The 23,289-nt window shown below is 71.8% G+C and carries 18 protein-coding genes; 2 read left to right on the plus strand and 16 right to left on the minus strand.

The genetic code is table 11. The annotated features are described in order from the left end of the window. The 11 genes from HT134_RS29990 to HT134_RS30040 form a co-directional block, all read right to left on the minus strand. On the minus strand, positions 1-137 hold a 137-nt coding region (locus HT134_RS29990), incomplete at its 3' end, for a serine dehydratase beta chain (protein WP_281387753.1). Further along, positions 134-709: a sarcosine oxidase subunit gamma gene (locus tag HT134_RS29995; RefSeq protein WP_175603854.1), complete on the minus strand. Its 576-nt coding sequence runs from the start codon at positions 707-709 to the stop codon at positions 134-136. The genes HT134_RS29995 and HT134_RS29990, both read right to left, overlap by 4 nt. After that, entirely contained in the window at positions 702-3,524 is a 2,823-nt protein-coding gene (locus tag HT134_RS30000) for a sarcosine oxidase subunit alpha family protein (protein ID WP_175603855.1), read from the minus strand. The genes HT134_RS29995 and HT134_RS30000 overlap by 8 nt, the downstream gene beginning before the upstream one ends. Next, complete coding sequence (locus HT134_RS30005; RefSeq protein ID WP_175603856.1) at positions 3,521-3,799, minus strand: sarcosine oxidase subunit delta; 279 nt, start codon at positions 3,797-3,799, stop codon at positions 3,521-3,523. The genes HT134_RS30000 and HT134_RS30005 overlap by 4 nt, the downstream gene beginning before the upstream one ends. A gap of 9 nt (positions 3,800-3,808) precedes the next feature. Beyond that, on the minus strand, positions 3,809-5,041 hold the full coding sequence (locus tag HT134_RS30010; protein ID WP_175603857.1) for a sarcosine oxidase subunit beta family protein: 1,233 nt from the start codon (positions 5,039-5,041) through the stop codon (positions 3,809-3,811). Continuing rightward, entirely contained in the window at positions 5,038-6,309 is a 1,272-nt protein-coding gene (gene glyA, locus HT134_RS30015; protein ID WP_175603858.1) for a serine hydroxymethyltransferase, read from the minus strand. The genes HT134_RS30010 and glyA overlap by 4 nt, the downstream gene beginning before the upstream one ends. Positions 6,310-6,323: 14 nt before the next feature. Continuing rightward, the gene (locus tag HT134_RS30020; RefSeq protein ID WP_175603859.1) at positions 6,324-8,726 is read right to left on the minus strand and encodes a GcvT family protein; all 2,403 of its coding nucleotides are present in this window, start codon (positions 8,724-8,726) and stop codon (positions 6,324-6,326) included. Between the two features lie 214 nt (positions 8,727-8,940). Continuing rightward, positions 8,941-9,921: an ABC transporter substrate-binding protein gene (locus HT134_RS30025; protein WP_175603860.1), complete on the minus strand. Its 981-nt coding sequence runs from the start codon at positions 9,919-9,921 to the stop codon at positions 8,941-8,943. A gap of 44 nt (positions 9,922-9,965) precedes the next feature. After that, positions 9,966-11,963: an ABC transporter permease gene (locus HT134_RS30030; protein WP_175603861.1), complete on the minus strand. Its 1,998-nt coding sequence runs from the start codon at positions 11,961-11,963 to the stop codon at positions 9,966-9,968. Beyond that, on the minus strand, positions 11,960-13,021 hold the full coding sequence (locus HT134_RS30035; protein WP_175603862.1) for a quaternary amine ABC transporter ATP-binding protein: 1,062 nt from the start codon (positions 13,019-13,021) through the stop codon (positions 11,960-11,962). The genes HT134_RS30030 and HT134_RS30035 overlap by 4 nt, the downstream gene beginning before the upstream one ends. A 32-nt stretch (positions 13,022-13,053) precedes the next feature. Beyond that, positions 13,054-14,514 (minus strand): aldehyde dehydrogenase family protein, encoded by a 1,461-nt coding sequence (locus HT134_RS30040; RefSeq protein WP_175603863.1) that lies wholly within the window; start codon positions 14,512-14,514, stop codon positions 13,054-13,056. Positions 14,515-14,741: 227 nt separating this feature from the next. On the opposite strand from HT134_RS30040, the gene purU reads away from it, so the two are divergent. Next, on the plus strand, positions 14,742-15,605 hold the full coding sequence (purU, locus tag HT134_RS30045; RefSeq protein WP_175603864.1) for a formyltetrahydrofolate deformylase: 864 nt from the start codon (positions 14,742-14,744) through the stop codon (positions 15,603-15,605). A gap of 59 nt (positions 15,606-15,664) precedes the next feature. Here purU and betA read toward each other — a convergent pair whose 3' ends face one another. Beyond that, on the minus strand, positions 15,665-17,308 hold the full coding sequence (betA, locus tag HT134_RS30050; RefSeq protein WP_175603865.1) for a choline dehydrogenase: 1,644 nt from the start codon (positions 17,306-17,308) through the stop codon (positions 15,665-15,667). A gap of 127 nt (positions 17,309-17,435) precedes the next feature. Here betA and HT134_RS30055 point away from each other — a divergent pair, with 127 nt between their 5' ends. After that, positions 17,436-18,209: an IclR family transcriptional regulator gene (locus HT134_RS30055; protein WP_217708567.1), complete on the plus strand. Its 774-nt coding sequence runs from the start codon at positions 17,436-17,438 to the stop codon at positions 18,207-18,209. Here HT134_RS30055 and HT134_RS30060 read toward each other — a convergent pair. The 4 genes from HT134_RS30060 to HT134_RS30075 are packed head-to-tail and all read right to left on the minus strand — an operon-like array spanning position 18,181 to position 23,284. Then, complete coding sequence (locus HT134_RS30060) at positions 18,181-20,427, minus strand: FdhF/YdeP family oxidoreductase (protein ID WP_175603866.1); 2,247 nt, start codon at positions 20,425-20,427, stop codon at positions 18,181-18,183. The two genes, HT134_RS30055 and HT134_RS30060, sit on opposite strands and share 29 nt — an antisense overlap. A gap of 2 nt (positions 20,428-20,429) precedes the next feature. Continuing rightward, positions 20,430-21,551 carry an aromatic ring-hydroxylating oxygenase subunit alpha gene (locus tag HT134_RS30065; protein ID WP_175603867.1) on the minus strand — a complete coding sequence of 374 codons (1,122 nt, stop codon included), beginning with the start codon at positions 21,549-21,551 and terminating at the stop codon, positions 20,430-20,432. A gap of 27 nt (positions 21,552-21,578) precedes the next feature. Beyond that, positions 21,579-22,199 carry an MBL fold metallo-hydrolase gene (locus HT134_RS30070; RefSeq protein ID WP_175603868.1) on the minus strand — a complete coding sequence of 207 codons (621 nt, stop codon included), beginning with the start codon at positions 22,197-22,199 and terminating at the stop codon, positions 21,579-21,581. Continuing rightward, positions 22,199-23,284: an S-(hydroxymethyl)mycothiol dehydrogenase gene (locus tag HT134_RS30075; RefSeq protein WP_175603869.1), complete on the minus strand. Its 1,086-nt coding sequence runs from the start codon at positions 23,282-23,284 to the stop codon at positions 22,199-22,201. The genes HT134_RS30070 and HT134_RS30075 overlap by 1 nt, the downstream gene beginning before the upstream one ends. Between the last annotated feature and the right edge of the window lie 5 nt (positions 23,285-23,289).

The following is a 23,289-nucleotide window of genomic DNA, read 5'->3' on the forward strand; positions in this document are numbered from 1 at the left end:
ACGCGGGCGACCTGGTCCAGCAGGCCGTCCTGGTCGAGGCCGCGCGCGAACTTGTGCGCGGCGGCCATCGGGCCGCCGGTGTGCGAGCTCGACGGGCCGATGCCGACCTTGAACAGGTCGAAGACGCCGATGCTCATGCCACGTATTCCGCCGCCGCGTCCAGCAGCCACTCCGCCAGGTACGCCGCGAAGGACGAGCGGACCAGCACGAGGAAGCCGTCCTCCCGCGGGATCAGCACGACCTGGGCCCGGGCCAGCGTGGTCTGCGCGCACGCGCCCGGCCCGAACACGCCGGGGTGCAGGTCGAGGGCGCAGCCGTGGGCCAGCAGGTCCCGCGCGCGGGGGCCCGTGACCAGCAGGGTGGTGCGCTGGGCCGAGACGTCCACGATCGACCCGTGCCGGTCGCCGCGCGCCTTGCGCAGCAGCTCCAGCCGGTAGCCCTCGGGCGCGACGACCAGCCACTCGTCCGGGCCGAGCCACGCCACGGTCACCTCGTCGGCCCCCGACCCGGCCCGTACGGCCGTGTTCGGCTCGACCGGCAGGGGCACGCCGAGCGCGTCCCCGAGGTCCCCGGCCGCCGGGGACGACGGATCGACGCGCACGTTGATCTGGGTGAGGAACGGCAGCTCCGCCAGCCGCAGCGCCTCACCCCGGGACGCGGCCTCGAACCGGCCGGCGTAGGCCGCGGCCGGACTCCTGCGCTCAGCCATCACGGCGCGCTCCTTCCGGGTCGTACAGGACGTGGGAGGTGACGGTGACGGGCACCAGCGCGTCGCCGACGGGCGCGTACAGGCGCTCGCCGTGCCGGCCCTGCCCGCCGCGCACCAGCGCGAGCGCGAACGTGCGGCCCAGCGCCGCGCTGCGGTAGCTGGACGTCACGTGGCCGAGCATGGGCACGGGCGGCTCCGGCAGCGTGCCGGTGGCCACCAGGTGGGTCCCCTCGGGCAGCAGGACGTCCGGGTCCTCCGGCAGGAGGCCGACGAGCTGCTTGCGGTCCGCCCGCATGGTGTCGGCCCGCGAGAAGGACCGCTTGCCGACGAAGTCGGGCTTCTTCTTCGACACGACCCAGGACATGCCCAGGTCGTGCGGCGTGACGGTGCCGTCGGTGTCCTGGCCGACGATCGGGTACCCCTTCTCGGCCCGCAGCACGTGCATGGTCCCGGTCCCGTACGGGGTCACCAGGCCGGTGTCCATGATCGCTGTCCACAGGCGCAGGCCGTCCCAGGACGTCACGTTGATCTCGAAGGCCAGCTCGCCGGAGAAGCTGATCCGGCACACCCGCGCGGGGACGCCGGCCACCTCCGCCTCGCGCCACGTCATGAACGGGAAGTCGTCGACGCCCACCGCGAGGCCGGGCGCCAGGCCCGCCAGCACCTCGCGCGAGCCGGGGCCGACGAGCGCGACCGTGGCCCACTGCTCGGTGACCGACGTGAGGTGGACCCGCAGCCACGGCCACTCGGTCTGCAGCCACTCCTCCATCCAGTCGAGCACGGCCGCCGCGTTGCCCGTCGTGGTGGTCACGAGGAAGTGGTCGTCGGCGACGCGGATCACCGTGCCGTCGTCGAACACCATCCCGTCGGGCCGGCACATCACGCCGTAGCGGATGGAGCCGACCTTCAGCGAGCTCATCAGGTTGGTGTAGAGGCGGTCCAGGAACTCCCCGGCGTCGGGCCCGATCACGTCGATCTTGCCGAGTGTGGAGGCGTCCATGGCGGCCACGCCCTCGCGCGCGGCGGCGCACTCGCGCAGCACCGCGGCCTCCATGTCCTCGCCGGGACGCGGGTAGTACCAGGGCCGCTTCCACTGGCCGACGTTCTCGAACAGCGCGCCGTTGGCGACGTGCCATTCGTGCAGCGCCGTCACCCTGACCGGGTCGTGCAGCGCGCCGCGGTCCCGCCCGGCCAGCGCCGCGAAGCTCACGGGCTGGTACGGGGCGCGGAACGTGGTCGTGCCCAGCTCGGCCACCGGGACGCCCAGGGCGTGGGCCACGACCGCCGAGGTGAGCAGACCCGAGGTCTTGCCCTGGTCGTGCGCCGTGCCGGCGGTGGTGTAGCGCTTGACGTGCTCGACGGAGCGCAGCCCGGCGCCGGTCGCCCGGCGCACGTCGGCCACCGTCACGTCGCGCTGCAGGTCCACGAAGTGGCCCGCGTAGTCGGCGGCCGGGACCAGCCAGTACGCCAGCGGAGCGGCCTCCGGCGGCTCCTCCGCCCGCGGCACGTCCACGGGACGCGCGGGAGCGGACGCCGACGCCGCGCGGGCGCCCGCGCCGGTGCCGTCGGCCAGGCAGCCCGGCAGCGCGAACACGCCCCTGGCCGCCCCGGCCGCCTCGACCGCCTGGGTGGAGGCGTCGGGGACGAGCGTGCCGATCGCCTCGTCGTGGCGCAGCGTTCCGCCCGACTGGCTGTACAGGTGGACGACGGGGTTCCAGCCGCCCGACACGAGCAGCAGGTCGGCGTCGATGGAAGAGACGCCACCCGAGGACACCGAGGACACCGGGGAGACCTCGACCGAGGAGACCTGTCCGTCGCCCCGGGCCGCCGTCACCACGTGCCCGGACAGCAGCTCGACGCCGCGCTCGCGCAGGCGGGCGGCCCAGAGCTCGCCGGGAGCCGGCCGCGGGTCCACGACCGCCGCCACGTCGAGGCCCGCGTCGGCGAGGTCGAGCGCGGCGGCGTAGGCGCCGTCGTTGGCGGCGAACACCACGGCCCGGCGGCCCGGCAGCACGCCGTACCTGGTGGCGTAGGTGCGGGCCGCGCCGGCCAGCATGACGCCGGGCAGGTCGTTGCCGGCGAAGGCGATCGGCCGCTCGTGCGCCCCGGTGGCGAGCACCACGCGCCGCGCCCGGATCCGCCAGATCCGCTCACGGGCCATATGAGCGGGAGCCGCCGCTCCCAGGTGGTTGGTGCGCCGCTCGACGGCGACGAGGTAGTTGTCGTCGTAGTAGCCGAAGACGGTGGTGCGCCGCAGCACCCGGACCTCGGGCCGCTCCTCCAGGTGGGCCGCGGTCGCGGCGGCCCAGTCGGCGCCTGGCACGCCGTCCACCTCGTCGCGGGTCCCGAGGAGGCTGCCGCCCGGCTCGGGCTGGTCGTCGGCGAGGATCACCCGCGCGCCGGTGGCGGCGGCGGCCCGGGCCGCGGCCAGTCCGGCCGGACCGGCGCCGACCACCAGGACGTCGCAGTGGGCGTGGACGGCGTCGTAGCGTGCCGGGTCGGGCCCGGCGGCCAGCCGTCCCTGCCCGGCGAGGCTGCTCGCCACCAGGCCGTCGTACAGCTCGACGGTGGTGGCGGGCAGCATCGGCTCGGGGAACGGCTCCTCGATCTGGACGACCGCGTTGGGCTCCTCGCCGCCCGCGGCGAAGACGCCGCGCGGGCGGCCCAGCCTGACGCTGGTCGCGACCCGGCGCACGCTGTTGGCCAGCAGCGCGGAGGCCAGGGTGTCGCCGGGGTGGCCGGTGTACTCCTGCCCGTCGAACCGGAAGCGCAGCACGCGGGAGCGGTCGATCCGGCCGCCGTCGTCGCGCCTCACGACGCCACCGGCCGCGGCTCGCCGACCCGGTAGACGCCGTGGATCCGGTTGGTCGCGGTGTCACGCAGGGCGTTGAACCAGCGGCGGCAGCCCGCGGAGTGGCTCCACCGCTCGGCGAAGACGCCCTTGGGGTTGTCGCGGAAGAACAGGTAGCGGGCCCACTCCTCGTCGGAGAGCGCGGCCGGGTCCTCCGGGTAGGCGACGTGGGCCTGTCCGCCGTAGTGGAACTCGGCCTCCTCGCGAGGGCCGCACCATGGGCAGGGAATCAGCAGCATGTGACGTCCTCAGTGCGCGACCGCGGCGGCGCCGTGCTCGTCGACGAGCGCCCCGGTGACGAATCGGTCAAGAGAGAAGGGAGCGGCGAGAGGGTGCGGCTCGTCGTGGGCCACCGTGTGGGCGAAGCACCAGCCCACGCCGGGGGTGGCCTTGAACCCGCCGGTTCCCCACCCGCAGTTGAGATACAGGCCGTCGACCGGGCTCAGCCCGACGATCGGCGAGGCGTCCGGCGTGACGTCCACGACGCCGCCCCAGGTGCGCAGCACGTGCGCCCTGGCGAAGATCGGGAACAGCTCCAGCGCGGCGGCCATCTGCCGCTCGATGATGTGGAAGGCGCCGCGCTGCCGGTAGGAGTTGGCCGCGTCGATGCCCGCGCCCATCACCAGCTCGCCCTTGTGGGCCTGGCTGACGTACACGTGGACGGCGTTGGACATGACGACCGTCGGGTGTACCGGCTCCAGCAGCTCGGAGACCAGCGCCTGGAGCGGGTGGCTCTGCAGCGGCAGGTCGATGCCGGCGGTGGCGGCCACGACCGAGGTGTGCCCGGCGGCGCACAGCGCCACCCGGCCGGCCGCGATGCTCCCGCGGGTGGTGTCGACGCCGGTGACCCGGCCGTCGCTCACCCGCAGCCCGGTGACCTCGCAGTTCTCGATGAACTCGACGCCGAGCGCCGCCGCGGCGCGGGCGAACCCCCAGGCGACGTAGTCGTGCTTGGCGATGCCGGCGCGGGGCTGGAACGTCGCCCCCATCACCGGGTAGCGCACGTCCGGGGAGATCTCGACGATCGGGCAGACCTCCTTGACCTGCCGCGGGTCCAGCCACTCGGCGTCCACGCCGTTGAGCCGGTTGGCCTCCACCCGGCGGACGCTGTCGCGCACGTCCTGCAGGCTGTGCGCCAGGTTGAGCACGCCGCGCTGGCTGAACAACAGCGGGTAGTCCAGCTCCTCCTCCAGCCCCTCCCAGAGCTTCAGGGCGTGCTCGTAGATCCCGGCGCTCTCGTCCCACAGGTAGTTGGAGCGGATGATGGTGGTGTTGCGGGCCATGTTGCCGCCGGCCAGCCAGCCGCGCTCCAGGACCGCGACGTTGGTGATGCCGTGGTTCCTGGCCAGGTAGTACGCCGTGGCCAGGCCGTGGCCGCCGCCGCCGACGATGACCACGTCGTAGGACGACTTCGGCTCGGCGGCGCTCCACAGCCGGTCGGGGTGGTCCGGCAGGTCGGCGCCGGGCGGGCGGGGGCTCATCGGGGCTCTCCGCAGAGGCCGGCTCCGTAGAGCGGGTGCTTGCCGGCCAGCGCCTCGACCCGGCCGCGCAGGTGGTCCAGGTCGGCGCCCGGCGTCAGGGCGCCGGCGATGACGTCGGCGACCTCGGTGAAGTCCGCGGCGCCGAATCCGCGGGTGGCCAGGGCGGGCGTGCCGATGCGCAGCCCTGAGGTGACCATCGGCGGGCGCGGGTCGAACGGCACGGCGTTGCGGTTGACCGTGATGCCCGCCGCGTGCAGCCGGTCCTCGGCCTGCTTGCCGTCCAGCTCGGAGTCGCGCAGGTCCACCAGGACGAGGTGGACGTCCGTGCCTCCGGTGAGCACCTTCACGCCGGCGGCGACCGCGTCGGGGGCGAGCAGGCGGTCGGCGAGGATCCGCGCGCCCTCCAGGGTCCGCCGTTGCCGCTCGCGGAACGCCTCCTCCGCCGCGATCTTGAACGCGACGGCCTTGGCGGCGATGACGTGCTCCAGCGGCCCGCCCTGCTGGCCCGGGAACACCGCCGAGTTGATCTTCTTGGCGAGGTCCTCGGTGGACAGGATCACGCCGCCGCGGGGGCCGCCGAGGGTCTTGTGCGTGGTCGTGGTGACCACGTGGGCGTGCGGCACGGGCGACGGGTGCAGGCCCGCCGCCACCAGGCCGGCGAAGTGCGCCATGTCCACCATCAGGTACGCGCCCACCTCGTCGGCGATCCGGCGGAAGGCCGCGAAGTCGAGGTGGCGGGGGTAGGCCGACCAGCCGGCGATGATCAGCCTGGGCCGGTGCTCGCGGGCCAGCCGCTCGACCTCGTCCATGTCGACCAGGTGGTCGCTCTCGCGCACGTGGTAGGCGACGACGTTGTAGAGCCGGCCGGAGAAGTTGATCCGCATGCCGTGGGTGAGGTGCCCGCCGTGGGCCAGGTCGAGGCCGAGGATGGTGTCGCCCGGCTCCAGCAGCGCCGACATGGCGGCGGCGTTGGCCTGGGCGCCCGAGTGCGGCTGCACGTTGGCCGCCTGCGCGCCGAACAGCGCCTTCACCCGGTCGACGGCCAGCCGCTCGACCACGTCCACGTGCTCGCAACCGCCGTAGTAGCGCCGGCCCGGGTAGCCCTCGGCGTACTTGTTGGTCAGCACCGAGCCCTGGGCGGCCATGACCGCCTGGGGCGCGAAGTTCTCCGACGCGATCATCTCCAGCGTCGATCGCTGCCGGGCCAGCTCCGCGCCGATGGCGGCGTGGATCTCCGGGTCCACCACGTCCAGCGGGGTGTCGATCATCTGCAGGTCCTTTCCTAACCGCGCAGCCGGGTCATCGCCGGGTCGAACAGGGGCTCCTCGGCCACGACCGCGTCCACCCTGCGGTCGAAGTAGCCGATCTGGACCGCTTGGCCCGGGTCGGCGAGCGAGGCGGGCAGCCACGCGTAGGCGACGCCCTTGCCGATCGTGTAGCCGTAGGCGGCGCTGGTGACGTAGCCGACGGGCCGCTCACCGTCGTACACGGGCTCCTTGCCCATGACGACCTCGTCGGTGAGCAGGCAGGTGAGCCTGCGGGTGACCGACTCCTTGCGGGCGAGCAGCGCCTCGCGCCCGATGAAGTCGCCCTTGTCGAGCTTGACGGCGAAGCCGAGCCCGGCCTCGTACGGGTCGTGCTCGAAGGTCATGTCGGTGCCGAAGGAGCGGTAGCCCTTCTCCAGCCGCAGGCTGGTGAAGGCGCCGCGGCCGGCGGCGATGACGCCGTGGTCCCGGCCGGCCTCCCACAGGGTGTCCCACAGCTTGAGCCCCATGTCGGAGGTGGTGTAGATCTCCCAGCCCAGCTCGCCCACGTACGACAGGCGCAGCATGGTGACCGGCACGTTGCCGATGTAGCCGCGGGCGCCGCGGAAGTAGCGCAACGCGGTCAGGTCGATGTCGGTCAGCGGCTGGACCAGGTCCCGCGCCTTGGGGCCCCAGACGCCGACGCAGCAGGTGCCGGCCGTGATGTCGCGGACGAACACGTCGGCGGGCCGGTGGCGCTCCATCCAGTCGAGGTCCAGGTTGCCGTTGGCGCCGACCTGGAACTCCTGGGCGCCCAGCCGGGCCACGGTGACGTCGCTGCGGATGCCGCCGTCATGGTCCAGGAGCAGGCAGTACGTCACGGAGCCGATGGACTTGTCCACGTCGCCGGTGGTGAGGCGCTGGAGGAAGGCGACGGCTCCCGGTCCGGAGACCTCCAGCCGCTTGAGCGCGGTCATGTCGTACATGGCGACGCCCTCGCGGGTGGCCTGCGCCTCCGCGCCGACGATCGGCGACCAGTACCGGGCCGCCCAGTCCCCCGGCGTGGGGATGTCGCGTCCGGACAGCAGCGGCGCGTTGGCCGCGTACCACTGCGGGCGCTCCCAGCCCGACGCCTCCAGGAAGGCGGCGCTGAGCTCCTGCTGACGCGGGTGGAACGGGCTGGTGCGCAGCGGCCGGGGCTCCCGCATCGGCTGGAGCGGGTGGATGATGTCGTAGACCTCGACGTAGTTCTGGCAGCCACGGGCCAGCACGTAGTCGGGGGCGACCTGGTGCGGCTCGAACCGGTTGACGTCGCACTCGTGCAGGTCGAACGTCGTGCAGTGGCCGTCGACCAGCCACTCGGCCATGGCGCGGCCGACCCCGGCGGAGTGGGTGACCCAGACGGCCTCCGCCACCCAGAAGCCCTTGACGTCGGGCGACTCGCCCATCAGCGGCAGGTGGTCGGTGGTGAAGGAGAACAGGCCGTTGATGCCCTCCTCCACCTTGGCCGAGCGGGTGGACGGCAGGAGCTCCTGGGTCTCGCTCCACGCCTCGGCGAAGTCGTCGGGCGTGAAGGTGAGCACCGACGGCATCACCTCGGCCTCGTCCACGGACAGGATGTCGTCGGCGCTGATCGGCATGGGCCGGTGGCCGTAGTAGCCGATGCCGAGCGTGTCGAAGCGCTCGCGGAAGTAGAGGTCGGCGTCCTGGTGGCGGAGGATCGGCCGGGAGCACTCGACCGTCTGGCCGGCCAGGCCGGGCACCTGCCCGGTCCAGGCGAGCTGGTGGGCGAGCGGGGTGAGCGGCAGGTTCATGCCGACCATGCGGGCCACGCGCGGGCCCCAGATCCCGGCGCAGCACACCACGATGTCGGCGGGGATCTCGCCCTGGTCGGTCACCACCGCGGCGACCCTGCCGCCCTCGGTCCTGACGTCCAGCACCTCGTGGCGGGCGAGCACCCGCACGCCGCGCTCGCGGGCCCGGGTGAGCTGGGCGTCGACCGCCTTGACCGCCTTGGCCAGGCCGTCGGTCGGGATGTGCAGCCCGCCGAGCACCTTGCCGGCGTCGAGCAGGGAGTGCCTGGCCGCGCACTCCTCGGGCGTGAGCAGGTGGGTCTCGATCCCCCAGGCCGTCGCCCAGCCGTGGCGGCGGTGCAGCTCGGCGAGCCGCTTGGGGGTGGTGGCCACTTCGAGCCCGCCCACCTGGTGGAAGCTGTCCAGCTCGACGAACTTCTCCACGGTGTAACGGGCCATCTCGGTCATGGTCTTCGACCCGTTGATCTGGAACACCAGCCCAGGGGCGTGCGACGAGGAGCCGCCGGTGGCGGGCACGTCTCCCTGGTCCACGACGGTGACGTCGGTCCAGCCGCGGGCGGACAGCTCGTCGGCCAGAGCCGCGCCGACCACGCCCGCGCCGATGATGACGACGCTCGGGACCGTCATAGCCACCTCCGTTGTTGCGATATATGCAACCAAGCGCACTTTCCGCAACAAGAGTCACCCGCCGCATTCCGGGTGTCAAGGGGGTGTTCGTCGGATTCCGTACGGTTTTTCGGGCGGATTTCCAGGCGGTTCTCCGGCCGCCCCGGAACGCCAACGCGCCCGGCCCGATCGCGAGTCGTCGATCGGGCCGGGCGCGGGACGGCGCGGGCAGGCGTCAGCTCGTGGGGAGCCAGGCCTTGACCTTGTCGGGGTTGTCGGCCACCCACTTGGCGGCCGCCTCGTCGGCCGACATCTTGTCCTCGGCGATGTACTTGGCCACCAGGTTCTGGTCGTCGTTCGTCCAGGTGAAGTTCTTGACCAGGGTGTAGGCGGGGCTGCCGGAGTCCGCGAACTTCTTGCTCACGATCTTGTCCAGCTCGTACGGCGGGTAGTCGCACGCCACCTTGGCCGGATCGGCGTCGCAGCCCTCGGTGTAGGGGGGCAGGTTGACCTTGACCAGCTTCACCTCCGACAGGAACCACTGCGGCTCGTAGAAGTAGCCGATGACCGGCTTCTGCTGCTTCTCCGACTGGCGGAAGGCGGTGATGAGCGCGGTCTCGCTGCCCGCGTACACGACCTTGTAGTCGAGCTTGAGGTTCTTCACCAGGGCCGCGTCGTTGGTGACGAACGAGGGATCGCCGTCAAGCAACTGGCCCTTGCCGTCGGATTCGGAGGTCTTGAACAGCGAGGCGTACTTGTTGAGGTTCTTGCCGTCGGTGATGTCCGGGTACTTCTTGGCCATCCACGGCGCCACGTACCAGCCGATGACGCCCTTGTTGCCGGTCGGCCCCGCCGACACGGCCACCTTCTGGTCGTCGATGTACTTCTTCTTCAGGTCGTCGTGGGCCCAGTTCTCGACGATCGCGTCCACCTCGCCGGTCGCGAAGCCCTGCCAGGCCACCTCCTCCTTCAGGTCCTTCTTCACCACCTTGCAGCCGAGCTGTTTCTCGGCCACGTGGGCGATCACCGCCGCGTTGGCCTCGTAGCCGACCCACGGGTTGACCGCGAGGTTGAACGTGCCGCAGCCTTTCGAGCCGCCGGCCGAGGCGGTGCCGCCGGTCTCGCCGACCTTCGCTCCGCCGCACGCGGTGAGCAGGAGGCCGGCGCCCGTCACGAGCGCGGCGACCCTGACCTTTCCGCTCCTGGTAACTGCCACCTGGTCCTCCTGGGTGTCTCGGGCCGAGAACCGGCCGGTGTCGTTCACTTGTGGTGCGGCCCGCCGTGAGCCGCCACGTCCGCCCGCTGGGTGGCGGCCCGCATGACCCGGTCGAGCACGATGCCGAGCACGACGATCGCCAGCCCGGCGGCCAGCCCCTTGCCCCGCAGCTGGTGCTGCGAGAAGCCGGCCACGACGTCGTAGCCGAGCGCGCCCGCGCCGACCAGACCGCCCACGACCACCATCGACAGCACGTAGATGAGCCCCTGGCTGGCCGCCAGCGTCACGGCGCTGCGCGCCATCGGGAGCTGGACCTTGGAGATGAGCTGCCAGGTGCTGGCCCCCGCCGAGGTGGCGGCCTCGACGGTGGTGGGCGAGACGCCCCTGATGCCCTCGGCCACCAGCTTGATCGCCACGGGCGCCGCGAACACCACGGCCGCGATGATCGCGGTGAACCGCGTCGCGCCGAACAGGCCGAGGATGGGCACCAGGTAGACGAAGGCCGGCATGGTCTGGCCGGCGTCCAGCACGGGCCGCAGCACGGTGTCCGCCCGGTCGCTGCGGCCTATCCACACCCCGGCGACCACGCCGAGCAGCATGACGAGGACCGTCGCGACGATGGTCGAGGCCAGCGTGACCATGCTGTCCTGCCACAGCCCGAGCAGCACCAGCAGCAGCAGCCCGGCCGCGGTCACCAGCGCGGCGCGCACGCTGCCCACCAGCAGGGCGAGGACCACGGCCACGATCGTGACCAGCCACCAGGGCGTGCCGGTCAGCAGCGCCTCCAGCCGGTTGAGGAACTGGTTGGTCAGCAGGTTCTTCACGGCGTCGGTGTAGGCGACCAGGCTGTCCTGCACCCACTGGCTCGCGGCGTCGGCCGCGCGGCGCACGTACGGGCCGGCGTTCGCCGCGACGGGGAACTCCGCCGCCCACACGTAGGTGTACGACAGGTACGCGAGCACCCCGGCGACGCCCAGGACGCCCGCCACCTCCAGGCGGCGTCCCCGCGTCGTGCGCAGCCGTCCGGCCCGGCGCTGGACCTCCACCCGGCGGCTGGCCGCGGAGGTCACCCGGTCCAGCACCACCGCCATGATCACGATGGCCAGCCCGGCGTTGAAGGCGGTGCCGACGTCGAGCGTCTGCAGCGCCTTCAGCACCGTCTGCCCCAGGCCGGGCGCGTCGATGAGCGCCGCGATGGTGGCCATGGACAGGGCGGCCATGATGGTCTGGTTGACGCCCACGATGATCGTCTGCTTGGCCATGGGCAGCCGCACGTGCCGCAGCGCCTGAGCCGGCGTGGCGCCGAGCGAGGTGCCGGCCTCCAGCGTGTCGGAGGAGACCTGCCGGATGCCGTGCGCGGTGATGCGGATGGCCGGCGGGATCGCGTAGATCATCGTCGCGACCGTCGCGCTGGCCGGGCCGATGAGGAAGAACAGGGTGAGCGGCGCGAGGTAGACGAACGTCGGCATGGTCTGCATGAAGTCCAGCACCGGCGTCACCAGCCGGTTGAACCGGTCGCTCAGCCCGGCCCAGATGCCGAGCGGGATGCCCACCGCCAGCGACAGCGCCACCGCGGTCAGCGTGAGCGCCAGCGTGTCCATGCTCTCCTGCCACAGGCCCAGCGCGCCGAACGACAGGAACCCGGCGGCGGTCAGCAGCGCGACCTTCCTGTTGCCGTACAGCAGGGCGACGGCGGTGGCGAGGCCGGTCACGCCGAGCCAGCCCAGCACGGGGACCGGCCGGCCCAGCGCCGGCTGGCTGATCAGCGCCTGGACGGCCGTCACGGCCTGGTCGATGAACAGCCGGATGTAGTTGATGAAGTAGAGGAACAGCGGGTTGCTGTTGCGGCTGTCGTCGACCGCGTCCATCGCCTCGTTCAGCGCGCCGTGCAGCGGGGTCAGCTCGGCCCCGCCCAGGGCGAACGTGTCGTGCCCGCGCAGCAGCGCCCAGCCCGCCGCCCACACCGCGAGCGCCAGGGCGATCAGGTACCTGCGGGCGGGCAGCCTGGCGGCGACCCCCCTGGTCGCGGAGAGGGCCGTCATCCCTCCGCCTTCCCGGCGATCACCTCGAGGATCTCCGCGCTCGTGACCACTCCCAGCAGCTGTCCGCCGTCCGTCACGCGCACCGGCCGCTCGGCGGAGAGCACGGCGTGGACGGCATCGCGGATGACCACGTCGGGGCCGAGCTCGGGACCGTCGAGCGGCTCGCCGGGCTGCGGCGGGCGCATGACCCAGCGCAGCGTGAGCACGTGGGAGCGGGGGACGTCGCTGACGAAGTCGCGCACGTAGTCGTCGGCCGGGGCGCCCACGACCTGGTCGGGCGTGCCGACCTGGACGACCTCGCCGTCGCGCATGATGAGGATCCGGTCGCCCAGCTTCAGCGCCTCGCTCAGGTCGTGGGTGATGAAGATCATCGTCTTGCCGACCTCCTGGTGCAGCCGGATGACCTCGTTCTGCATCTCGCGCCTGATCAGCGGGTCCAGCGCGGAGAACGGCTCGTCGAACAGCAGCACCTCGGGGTCGGCCGCGAGCGCCCGGGCCAGGCCCACGCGCTGCTGCATGCCGCCGGAGAGCTGGTCGGGGTAGGAGTTCTCGAAGCCGTTGAGCCCGACCAGGCCGACGACCTCGCGGGCCCGCGCGTAGCGGTCCTGCTTGGCCACCCCGCGGATCTCCAGCCCGAAGGCGACGTTGTCGAGCACGCACCGGTGCGGCAGCAGGCCGAAGTGCTGGAAGACCATCGCCATGCGGTGCCTGCGCAGCTCGCGCAGCCGGCGCTCGTCGGCCTTGCGCACGTCCTCGCCGTCCAGCAGGATCTCGCCGGCCGTGGGCTCGATCAGCCTGGTCAGGCAGCGGACCAGGGTGGACTTGCCGGAGCCCGACAGTCCCATGACGACGAACACCTCGCCCCGCCGGACCTCGAAGGAGACGTCACGGACGGCCGCGACGCAGCCCGACTGCTCCTTGAGCTCCTTGCGGCTGAGCGAGCTGCCCACGACGCTCTCCGCCTTCGGGCCGAACACCTTCCACAGCTCGCGCACGGAGAGGATCGGGGGGACATCGGTGTCGGGTGCACTACGTTCGGCCACTGACGGTGCGGTCATGACCACCTCTCAGAGCGTTGGTCTTCGGAGCGTCAGTTCGCTGGGAACCACTTCTGGGCGCGCGGGCGGATGTTCTGCCACACGTGCTTGATCTCTCGGTACTCGTCCAGCCCGGTCGGCCCGAGCTCGCGGCCGACGCCGGACTGCTTGAAGCCACCCCACTCGGCCTGCGGCACGTAGGGGTGGTAGTCGTTGATCCACACCGTGCCGTGGCGCAGCCGGCCGGCCACCCGCTGCGCCTTGCCCGCGTCCTGGGTCCAGACGGCGCCGGCCAGGCCGTACTCGGTGTCGTTGGCGAGGCGGACGGCCTCGTCCTCGGTGGTGAAGCGCTCCACGGTCAGCACGGGACCGAACGACTCCTCCCGCACGACGCGCATGCCCTGCTTGCACTCGTCGAGGACGGTGGGCCGGTAGAAGTGGCCGGGGCCGTCGAGCCGGTGACCGCCGCAGCGCAGGACGGCGCCCTCGGCCAGGCCCGCGGCCACGTACTCCTCCACCTTGGCGAGGTGCGCGGCGGAGATGAGCGGGCCCGTGTGGGCGTCGGGGTCGTCCGGCCCGCCCAGGCGGATCAGCTCGGCCCGCCGGACGACCTCGTCGACGAACGCGTCGTGCAGGGAGTCCTCGACGAGCAGCCGGGCGCCGGCGGAGCACACCTGCCCCGAGTGCAGGAACACGGCCGTGAGCGCGAAGTCGACCGCCGCTTCGAAGTCGGCGTCGGCGAAGACCACGTTGGGGTTCTTCCCGCCGAGTTCGAGCGCCACCCGCTTGACCGTGGCCGAGGCCGCGGCCATGAGGCGCCGCCCGGTGGCCAGGCCGCCGGTGAACGACACCAGGTCCACGTCCGGGTGCTCGGCCAGCGGCGCGCCGGCCGCCGCCCCGGCGCCCAGCACCAGGTTGGCGACACCGGCGGGCAGCCCCGCCTCCTCCAGCGCGCGCATCAGCAGGATCGCGGTGCTGGGGGTGAGCTCGCTGGGCTTGAGGACGAAGGTGTTGCCCGCCGCCAGCGCGGGGGCGACCTTCCAGGTCGCCTGCAGGAGGGGGTAGTTCCACGGGGTGATCAGGCCGCACACGCCGACCGGTTCGTAGACGATCCGGCTGATCGCGTCGTCGCGGCCGGTGTCGACCACGCGTCCCGCGTCGGTGCCGGCGACGCCGGCGAAGTAGCGTAGGGAGGCGACGGAGTCGTCGACGTCGTACTCGCTCTCGACGATGCGCTTGCCGGTGTCGCCCGACTCGGCGCGGGCGAACTGCGCCCGGTCGCGCTCCAGCAGGTCGGCGACCCGGTGGAGGAGGGCGCCGCGCTCGCGGGCCGGGGTGGCCGGCCAGGGGCCGTGGTCGAACGCCTGCCTGGCGGCCTGGATCGCGGCCACGGCGTCGGTCGCGGTGGCTTCTGCGACCGTGGTAACGAGACTGCCGTCGGCGGGCGAGTGAATGCTGCGCTGGCCACCGTCGGCTGGCTTGGTCCACGTGCCGCCGATGTAGAGATCGGTCATCGGCACACCTTTGATCGTTGCGTACTGCGCAAGGCAATGCTTAATGGGGAACAGAATCGACGGCCGTTCCCGATTCGTCAAGACCTGGGGCAAATCCCCGCCGAATCCTTACGCTGCGCTTTCGCTCTTCGCCGTCCCCTCTTGACTGGAGCGTGCCAGGACATCACGCTGTTGCGTATACATCACCGTCTTGCGCCATACGCAACACGCAACACCCAGGAGGTGCGATGTCTCCTCGGCCCGATCCTGGACGCGAGTTCATCCTCACGGTCTCCTGTGCCGACAAGCCGGGCATCGTGTACGCGGTGACGAGCTTCCTGGTACAGCACGGCGGCAACATGCTCCAGAGCAAGCAGTTCAACGACCGCAGGGGCGGCGGCTTCTTCATGCGCGTGCACTTCGCGGCCCGGCACGGCCTCGACGAGCTGCGCGCCGGCTTCGCCTACGTCGGCGAGTCGTTCCAGATGACCTGGCAGCTCAACGACGCCGCGACGCCCACCAGGTCGCTCATCATGGTCTCGAAGTTCGGCCACTGCGTGAACGACCTGCTCTTCCGCAAGCAGGTGGGCGGCCTGAACATCGAGATCCCGGCGATCGTCTCCAACCACCCCGACCTGGAACCGCTCGCCGCCTCCTACGGCGTGCCGTTCCACCACGTGCCGGTCACCCCGGACACCAAGGCCGAGGCGGAGGCCAGGGTGCTGGAGCTGGTCGAGGAGTACGAGGCCGACCTCGTCGTGCTGGCCCGCTACATGCAGATCCTGTCCGACGACACGTGCAAGCGGCTGGAAGGCCGGGCCATCAACATCCACCACTCGTTCCTGCCGGGCTTCAAGGGCGCCAAGCCGTACCACCAGGCGCACGAGCGCGGCGTGAAGCTCATCGGCGCGACCGCGCACTACGTCACGGCGGACCTCGACGAGGGCCCGATCATCGAGCAGGACGTCGCGCGGGTGGACCACGAGCTCGACCCCGACGAGCTGAGCGCGGTGGGCAGGGACGTCGAGGCGCAGGTGCTCGCCCGCGCCGTGAAGTGGCACAGCGAGCAGCGCGTCCTGCTCAACGGGGACCGCACAGTCGTCTTCCGCTGAGGCGGAAGAAACAGGCAAGGAGGCGGTGGGGACCGCGGCGGGCCCCCACCGCCTCCTTTCTATGCCTGGGCGCGGTGCCGGTAGAACTCGGTGGTCTCGGGCGGGAGCGGGGTGTTGCCGAGGATCAGGTCGGCCGCCTTCTCCGCCAGCATCATGACCGGCGCGTAGATGTTGCCGTTCGTGACGTACGGCATGGCCGAGGCGTCCACCACGCGCAGCCCGTCGACGCCGTGGACCCGCATGGTCTCCGGGTCGAGCACGGACATCTCGTCGATCCCCATCCTGGCCGTGCAGGAGGGGTGCAGCGCCGTCTCGCCGTCCCGCGCGACCCAGTCGAGGATCTCCTCGTCGGTCTCCACGGACGGCCCGGGCGACAGCTCGCCGGTGCTGAACTTCCCCAGGGCGGGCTGGCCGAGGATGCTCCGGGCGACCCTGACGGCCTCCACCCACTCCCTGCGGTCCTGCTCGGTGGACAGGTAGTTGAACCGCAGGGCCGGATGCTCCCGGGGGTCGGTGCTCTTGATCTTCACCGAGCCGCGGGCGTCGGAGTACATCGGCCCGACGTGCACCTGGTAGCCGTGCCCGCCCGCGGGCGCCGAGCCGTCGTAGCGCACGGCGATGGGCAGGAAGTGGAACATCAGGTTGGGGTAGTCGACGTCGTCGTTGCTGCGGACGAACCCGCCCGCCTCGAAGTGGTTGGTCGCCCCCGGTCCCCTGCGCAGGAACAGCCACTGCGCCCCGATCCACGGATGGCGCCACTTCTGCAGGTTGGGCTGCATCGAGACCGGCTGGGAGCAGCCGTGCTGGATGTAGACCTCCAGGTGGTCCTGGAGGTTCTCGCCGACGCCCGGCAGGTCGTGGACCACGTCGATGCCGAGGGCGGCCAACTCCTTGGCGTTGCCGACGCCGGACAACTGGAGCAGTTGCGGGGAGTTGATGGCGCCGCCGGCCAGGATGACCTCCTTGGCCCGCACGGTGCCGCCGTCGTACTCCACGCCGACCGCCCGCGTGCCCTCGAAGAGGATCCTCGACACGAACGCGCGGGTCTTGACCGTGAGGTTGGGCCGTTTGAGCACGGGGTGCAGGTAGGCGCGGGCCGCGCTGAGCCGGCGGCCGTTCCTGATGTTGCGGTCGAAGCGGGCGAAGCCCTCCTGGCGGTAGCCGTTGACGTCGTCCGTGAGGGGGTAGCCGGCCTGCTGGACGGCCTCGAAGAACGCCCCGAACAGCGGCGTGGTGGCCGGCCCGCGCTCCATGACCAGCGGTCCGTCGTGGCCGCGGAAGGGCGTGCCCGGGTCGCCCAGGCAGTTCTCCATCCGCTTGAAGTACGGCAGGCAGTGGGCGTAGTCCCAGTTCTTCATCCCCGGGTCGGCGCCCCAGCGCTCGTAGTCCATGGGGTTGCCCCGCTGGAAGATCATGCCGTTGATGCTGCTGGAGCCGCCGAGCACCTTCCCGCGGGCGTGGTAGATCCGCCGGCCGTGCATGAACGGCTCCGGTTCGGACTCGTAGCGCCAGTCGTAGAAGCGGTTGCCGATGGGGAAGGGGAGGGCGGCGGGCATGTGGATGAACACGTCCCACGGATAGTCCGGCCGGCCGGCCTCCAGGACCAGCACCCGCGTGCCGGGATCCGCGGACAGCCGGTTGGCCAGGGCGCAGCCGGCCGAGCCGCCTCCGACGATGACGAAGTCGTAGTGGTGTGACGTCATAGTGCCTCGTCTCATCGCACGTTTCACCAAATCGTAGCGCCATACGCACTGCGTTTCACTAGTCGCAACAAGAGATCTTTTCGTGCTGCGATCGACGGAAGTTCCTCAAAGCACTTACAGTTTCGCTATGAGCAACGAGTCGGGCAGTGGCGGTGTGCAGTCGGTCGACAGGGCGATCAGCGTCCTGGAGATCCTCTCCCGCCGGGGCGAGGCGGGAGTGAGCGAGGTCGCGGCCGAGATCGACGTGCACAAGTCGACGGCGTTCCGGCTGCTCGGCGCGCTGGAGGCGCGCGGCCTGGTCGAGCAGGCCGAGGACCGGGGCAAGTACCGCCTCGGCTTCGGCATCATCCGCCTGGCCGGCGGGGTCAGCACGCAGATGGACGTCACCCAGCGCGCCCGGCCCGTCTGCCACCGCCTGGCCGAGGAGATCGGCGAGACGGTCAACATCGCCGTGCTGCGCTCAGCCTACGCGGTCAACCTCGACCAGGTCCGCGGCCCGTCGGCCGTCACCGCGTACAACTGGGTCGGCCAGATCACCCCGCTGCACGCCACCTCCAGCGGCAAGGTGCTCCTCGCCTACCTCGCCGACAACGAGCGCGCCCGGCTGCTGTCGGGCGCCCACCTGGAGAGCCTCACGCCGCGGACCGTCACCGACGTCGACAAGCTCCAGGAGCAGCTCGCCGAGGTCCGCGCGACGGGCTGCGCCTACACCCTGGAGGAGCTGGAGGACGGCCTGAACGCCATGGCCGCGCCCATCCGCGCCTACCACGGCGAGGTCGTCGCCGCGGTCAGCGCGTCCGGGCCCGCCTACCGCTTCAGCGGCGAGCGCATGCGGGAGCTGGCCCCCGTCCTCGTCGCCGGGGCCGAGGAGATCAGCCGCCGGCTGGGCTACGCGGGCTAGCCCGCACCAGCCGGATCACCACGCTCTTCGAGGTCGGGGTGTTGGACGTCTCGGCCACCGAGTCGAGCGGCACCAGCACGTTCGTCTCCGGGAAGTAGGCAGCGCAGCAGCCGCGGGCCGTGGGATAGGCGATCACCCTGAACCCCGGGGCCGTGCGCTCGCCGTCGGGCCACTCGCTGACCAGGTCCACCAGGTCGCCGTCGGCCAGGTCGCGCTCGGCCAGGTCGCCGGGGTGCACGAAGACCACCCGGCGGCCCGCCTTGACCCCGCGGTAGCGGTCGTCGAGCCCGTAGACCGTGGTGTTGTACTGGTCGTGGCTGCGGACCGTCTGGAGCAGTAGCCGCCCGGGAGGCACGTCCAGCACCTCCAGCTCGTTGACGGTGAAGTTGGCCCGGCCCGTGGCCGTCGGGAAGCGGCGCTCGTCCCTCGGCGCGTTGGGCAGGGCGAACCCGCCGGGCGCCCGCGCGTTGAAGTCCTCGAAGCCGGGCACGACCCGCGCGATGCGGTCCCTGATCGCGCCGTAGTCGCGCTCGAACTCCGCCCATGGCACGTGCGGGTCCGCGCCGAACAGCTCGCGCGCCAGCCGGCAGACGACCGACACCTCCGAGAGCAGGTGCGGCGAGGCGGGTTTCAGCCTGCCCCGGGAGGTGTGGACGAGCCCCATGGAGTCCTCGACGGTGACGTAGCCGGCCTCGTCGCGCTCGGTGCGTCCCAGCACCGGCAGGATGAGCGCCTCCTCGCCGCACACCGCGTGCGAGCGGTTCAGCTTGGTGGACACCTGCACCGTCAGCCGGGTACGGCGCAGCGCCGCCTCCGTCACGTCGCTGTCGGGCGTCGCCCTGACGAAGTTGCCGCCCATGCCGAAGAAGACCTTGACCGACCCGTCGCGCATGGCGCGGATCGCGTCCACCGTGTCGAGGCCGTGGCGGCGCGGCGGCTCGAAGCCGAACTCCCCGCCCAGCGCGTCGAGGAAGGCGGCCGAGGGCTTCTCGTAGATGCCCATGGTCCGGTCGCCCTGCACGTTGGAGTGGCCGCGCACCGGGCACACGCCCGCGCCGGGGCGGCCGACGTTGCCGCGCAGCAGCAGGAAGTTGACCACCTCCCTGATCGTCGCCACCGAGTTGCGGTGCTGCGTCAGGCCCATGGCCCAGCAGACGACGACCGAGCCGGCCGCCCGCACGTCCTGGGCCGTCTCCTCCAGTTCCGCCCGCGACAGGCCGGTCGCCGCCAGGACCTTCTCCCAGTCGAGGTCGCGCAGGTGCTTCTCCCACGCCTCGAACCCGTACGTGTGCTCGTCGATGAAGCGCCGGTCGGCGGTGTCGAGCAGCAGCAGGGACAGCGCCTGGAACAGCGCCATGTCCCCGTTGAGGCGGATCTGCAGGAAACGGTCGGCCAGCGCGGTGCCGCCGCCCAGCCCCGAGGGGCGCTGCGGATTCTTGAAGCGCAGCAGGCCCGCCTCGGGCAGCGGGTTGACGGCGATGATCCGCGCCCCGCCGCGCTTGGCCCGCTCCAGCGCGGTCAGCATGCGGGGGTGGTTCGTGCCGGGGTTCTGCCCCACCACGAGGATCAGCTCGGCGCGGTGCAGGTCGTCCAGCGACACCGTGCCCTTGCCGATGCCCAGCGTCTCGGTCAGCGCCGAGCCGCTGGACTCGTGGCACATGTTCGAGCAGTCCGGCAGGTTGTTGGTGCCCAGCCGGCGCACGAGCAACTGGTACGCGAAGGCCGCCTCGTTCGAGGTGCGGCCCGAGGTGTAGAAGACGGCCTCGTCAGGGCTGTCCAGGGCGCGCAGCTCCCTGGCGACGATCTCGAACGCCCGCGCCCAGCCGATCGGCACGTAGCGGTCGGAGCCGGGCGGCTTGTGCATCGGCTCGGTCAGCCGTCCCTGCTGGCCGAGCCAGTAGTCGGTGCGGGTCGCCAGGTCGTCCACCGGGTGGGCGGCGAAGAACTCCGGCCCGACCCGGCGCGTGGTGGCCTCCTCGGCGACGGCCTTCGCGCCGTTCTCGCAGAACTCCGCGGGGCTGCGGTGCTCGCCCTCCGGCCAGGCGCAGCCGGGGCAGTCGAAGCCGTTCTTCTGGTTGACCAGCGCCAGCGTCCGCACGGAGCGGGCGGCGCCCATCTGGCGGTGGGCGATCCGCATCGCGTGCCCCACCGCGGGCAGCCCGCCCGCCCAGTCCTTGGGCGGGCGGACGCGCGGTTCCTCCTCGTCCTCTGCGCTCACCGCTAGCCGATCCGGTCCTGGACCCACTCGTGGAAGGCGCCGATGTGGTGCTCGCTGGGGACGAGCACGCCGCCCTCCGCGTACGTGCGCGAGTTCATCGCCGGCTGGCAGCGCTCGCAGGCGTCGAAGTCCTGCACGTTGACCCGGTGGAAGAGCTCGACGGACTTGTCGAGGTCCTTGCCGCTCGCCACGACGTCGGGCAGGTACAGCCAGTCGCACTCCACCACCGTGCGGTCCACCGCGAGGGGGAACATCCGGTGCAGGATGACGTGGTCGGGCACCAGGTTGATGAACACCTGCGGCTTGATGGTGATCGCGTAGTAGCGGCGGTCCTGGTCCTCGCTCACCCCCGGGATGCGGTCCAGCCCGGCCGAGCCGTCCACGGTGAAGCCCTCGATCTGCTCGCCGAACTCGGCTCCGTGGCCCACGAAGTACTGCGCGGCGTAGCCGTCGGCGAACTCCGGCAGCACCTCGGTCAGCTCAGGGTGGATCGTGGCGCAGTGGTAGCACTCCATGAAGTTCTCGACGATGAGCTTCCAGTTGGCCTTGACGTCGTAGACGACGCGCCGGCCCACCTCCAGCTCGGCCATGCCGTAGTTGTCGATCAGCTCCACGGAGCCCAGCCGCTCCGCCACCGCGCCCTGCACGTCCCGCTCGAACGACGGCGGGTTCTCGGCCAGGCACACCCACACGTAGCCGAGCCACTCCCGCACGTGCGCCTTGACCAGCCCGTACTTCACCCGGTCCAGGTCGGCCATCTTGCTCAGGTTGGGCGCCGCGATCAGCTTGCCGTCCAGGTCGTAGGTCCACGCGTGGTACGGACACTGGAAGGCGCGCTTCACCTCGCCCGACTCCTCCGTGCAGAGGGTCGCGCCGCGGTGCCGGCACACGTTGTAGAAGGCGCGGACCGACCCGTCCCGCGCCCGGCTGATGATCAAGTTCTCGGTGCCGACCTGCACCGTCTTGAACGAGCCCGGCTTGGGCAGGTCGGACGAGCGCACCACGCAGAACCACATCGCCTCGAAGATGTTCTTCTGCTCCAGCGCGAAGAGCTCCGGATCGGTGTAGTAGCGGCCCGGCAGGGTGGGGATCACGCTGGAGGTCGTGGATGTTGAGGCGGTCACGGGAGTACTCCTCTGGTACGGGCCGGGTCAGTGTCCTCGGCGGATCCAGTCCTCGAGATGGGGAGCCTCGGCTCCGATGGTGGTGTCGTCGCCGTGGCCGGTGTGCACCACCGTCTCGGCGGGGAGGGTGAGCAGGGTCCCGCTGATCGACGCGATGATCGTCGGGAAGTCGCTGTACGACCGGCCGGTGGCCCCCGGCCCGCCCTGGAACAGGGTGTCGCCGGAGAACAGCGCGCCGAGCTCGGGCACGTACAGGCAGACCGCTCCCGGAGCGTGCCCCGGGGTGTGCAGGACATGCACGGCCAGGTCGCCGACCCGCAGGATCTGCCCGTTGGCCAGCGCCCGGTCGGGCGTCGCCGACGGGTGCGCGAGCTTCCACAGCACCTCGTCGTCCGGGTGCAGCAGCACGGGGGCGCCGGTGCGCGCGGCCAGCTCGGGCGCGGCGCTCACGTGGTCATCGTGGGCGTGCGTGCACACGATCCCGGCCACGCGCCGGCCGGCCACGGCCCGCTCGATCGCGTCGGCGTCGTGGGCCGCGTCGATGACGAGCACCTGGTCGTCGTCGCCGATCAGCCAGACGTTGTTGTCGACGTCCCAGGTGCCGCCGTCGAGGGAGAACGTCCCCTTCGTGATGATGTGGTCGATCATCAGAGCACCACCACCGACCGCAGCACCTCGCCGTGGTGCATCTTGGCGAACGCCTCCTCGACGTCCTCCAGGCCGATGGTCTCGGTGACGAAGGCGTCCAGCTCGAAGCGCCCCTGCAGGAAGAGGGAGACCAGCATGGGGAAGTCGCGGCTGGGCAGGCAGTCGCCGTACCAGCTCGACTTCAGGGCGCCGCCGCGGCCGAAGACGTCCAGCAGCGGCAGCTCCAGCGTCATCTCCGGCGTCGGCACGCCGACGAGCACGACCGTCCCGGCCAGGTCGCGGGCGTAGAACGCCTGCTTGTACGTCTCGGGACGCCCGACGGCGTCGATTACCACGTCCGCGCCGAACCCGCCGGTGAGCTCCCTGATCCGCTCGACGGGGTCGCTCTCCTTGGCGTTCACGGTGTGCGTGGCGCCGAAGCCGCGCGCCCACTCCAGCTTCCGGTCGTCCACGTCGACGGCGATGATCGTGGTGGCGCCGGCCAGCCGCGCCCCGGCGACCGCCGCGTTGCCGACGCCGCCGCAGCCGATAACCGCGACCGAGTCGCCGCGGCCGACCGCGCCGGTGTTCACGGCCGCGCCGAGACCGGCCATCACGCCGCACCCGAGCAGGCCCGCGGCGGCCGGGGAGGCCGCCGGATCGACCTTGGTGCACTGCCCCGCCGCCACCAGCGTCTTGTCCGCGAACGCGCCGATGCCCAGCGCCGGGCTGAGCGGCGTGCCGTCCAGGAGCGTCATCTTCTGGGTGGCGTTGTGGGTGGCGAAGCAGTACTGCGGGCGCCCCCTGAGACAGGCGCGGCACGACCCGCAGACCGCCCGCCAGTTGAGGACGACGAAGTCGCCGGGCGCGACCTCGGTGACGTCCGGGCCGACGGCCTCCACCACGCCGGCCGCCTCGTGGCCGAGCAGGAACGGGAAGTCGTCGTTGATGCCGCCCTCGCGGTAGTGCAGGTCGGTGTGGCAGACGCCGCACGCCTGCACCTTGACCAGCGCCTCGCCCGGACCCGGGTCCGGCACCAGGATCGTCTCCAGGCTGACCGGCTTGCCCTTGCCCGTCGCGACCACTCCGCGTACTTCATGAGCCATGCTTC

The sequence above is a fragment of the Nonomuraea rhodomycinica genome, assembly GCF_013363995.1.
In the GTDB taxonomy this organism is placed as follows: Bacteria; Actinomycetota; Actinomycetes; order Streptosporangiales; family Streptosporangiaceae; genus Nonomuraea; species Nonomuraea rhodomycinica.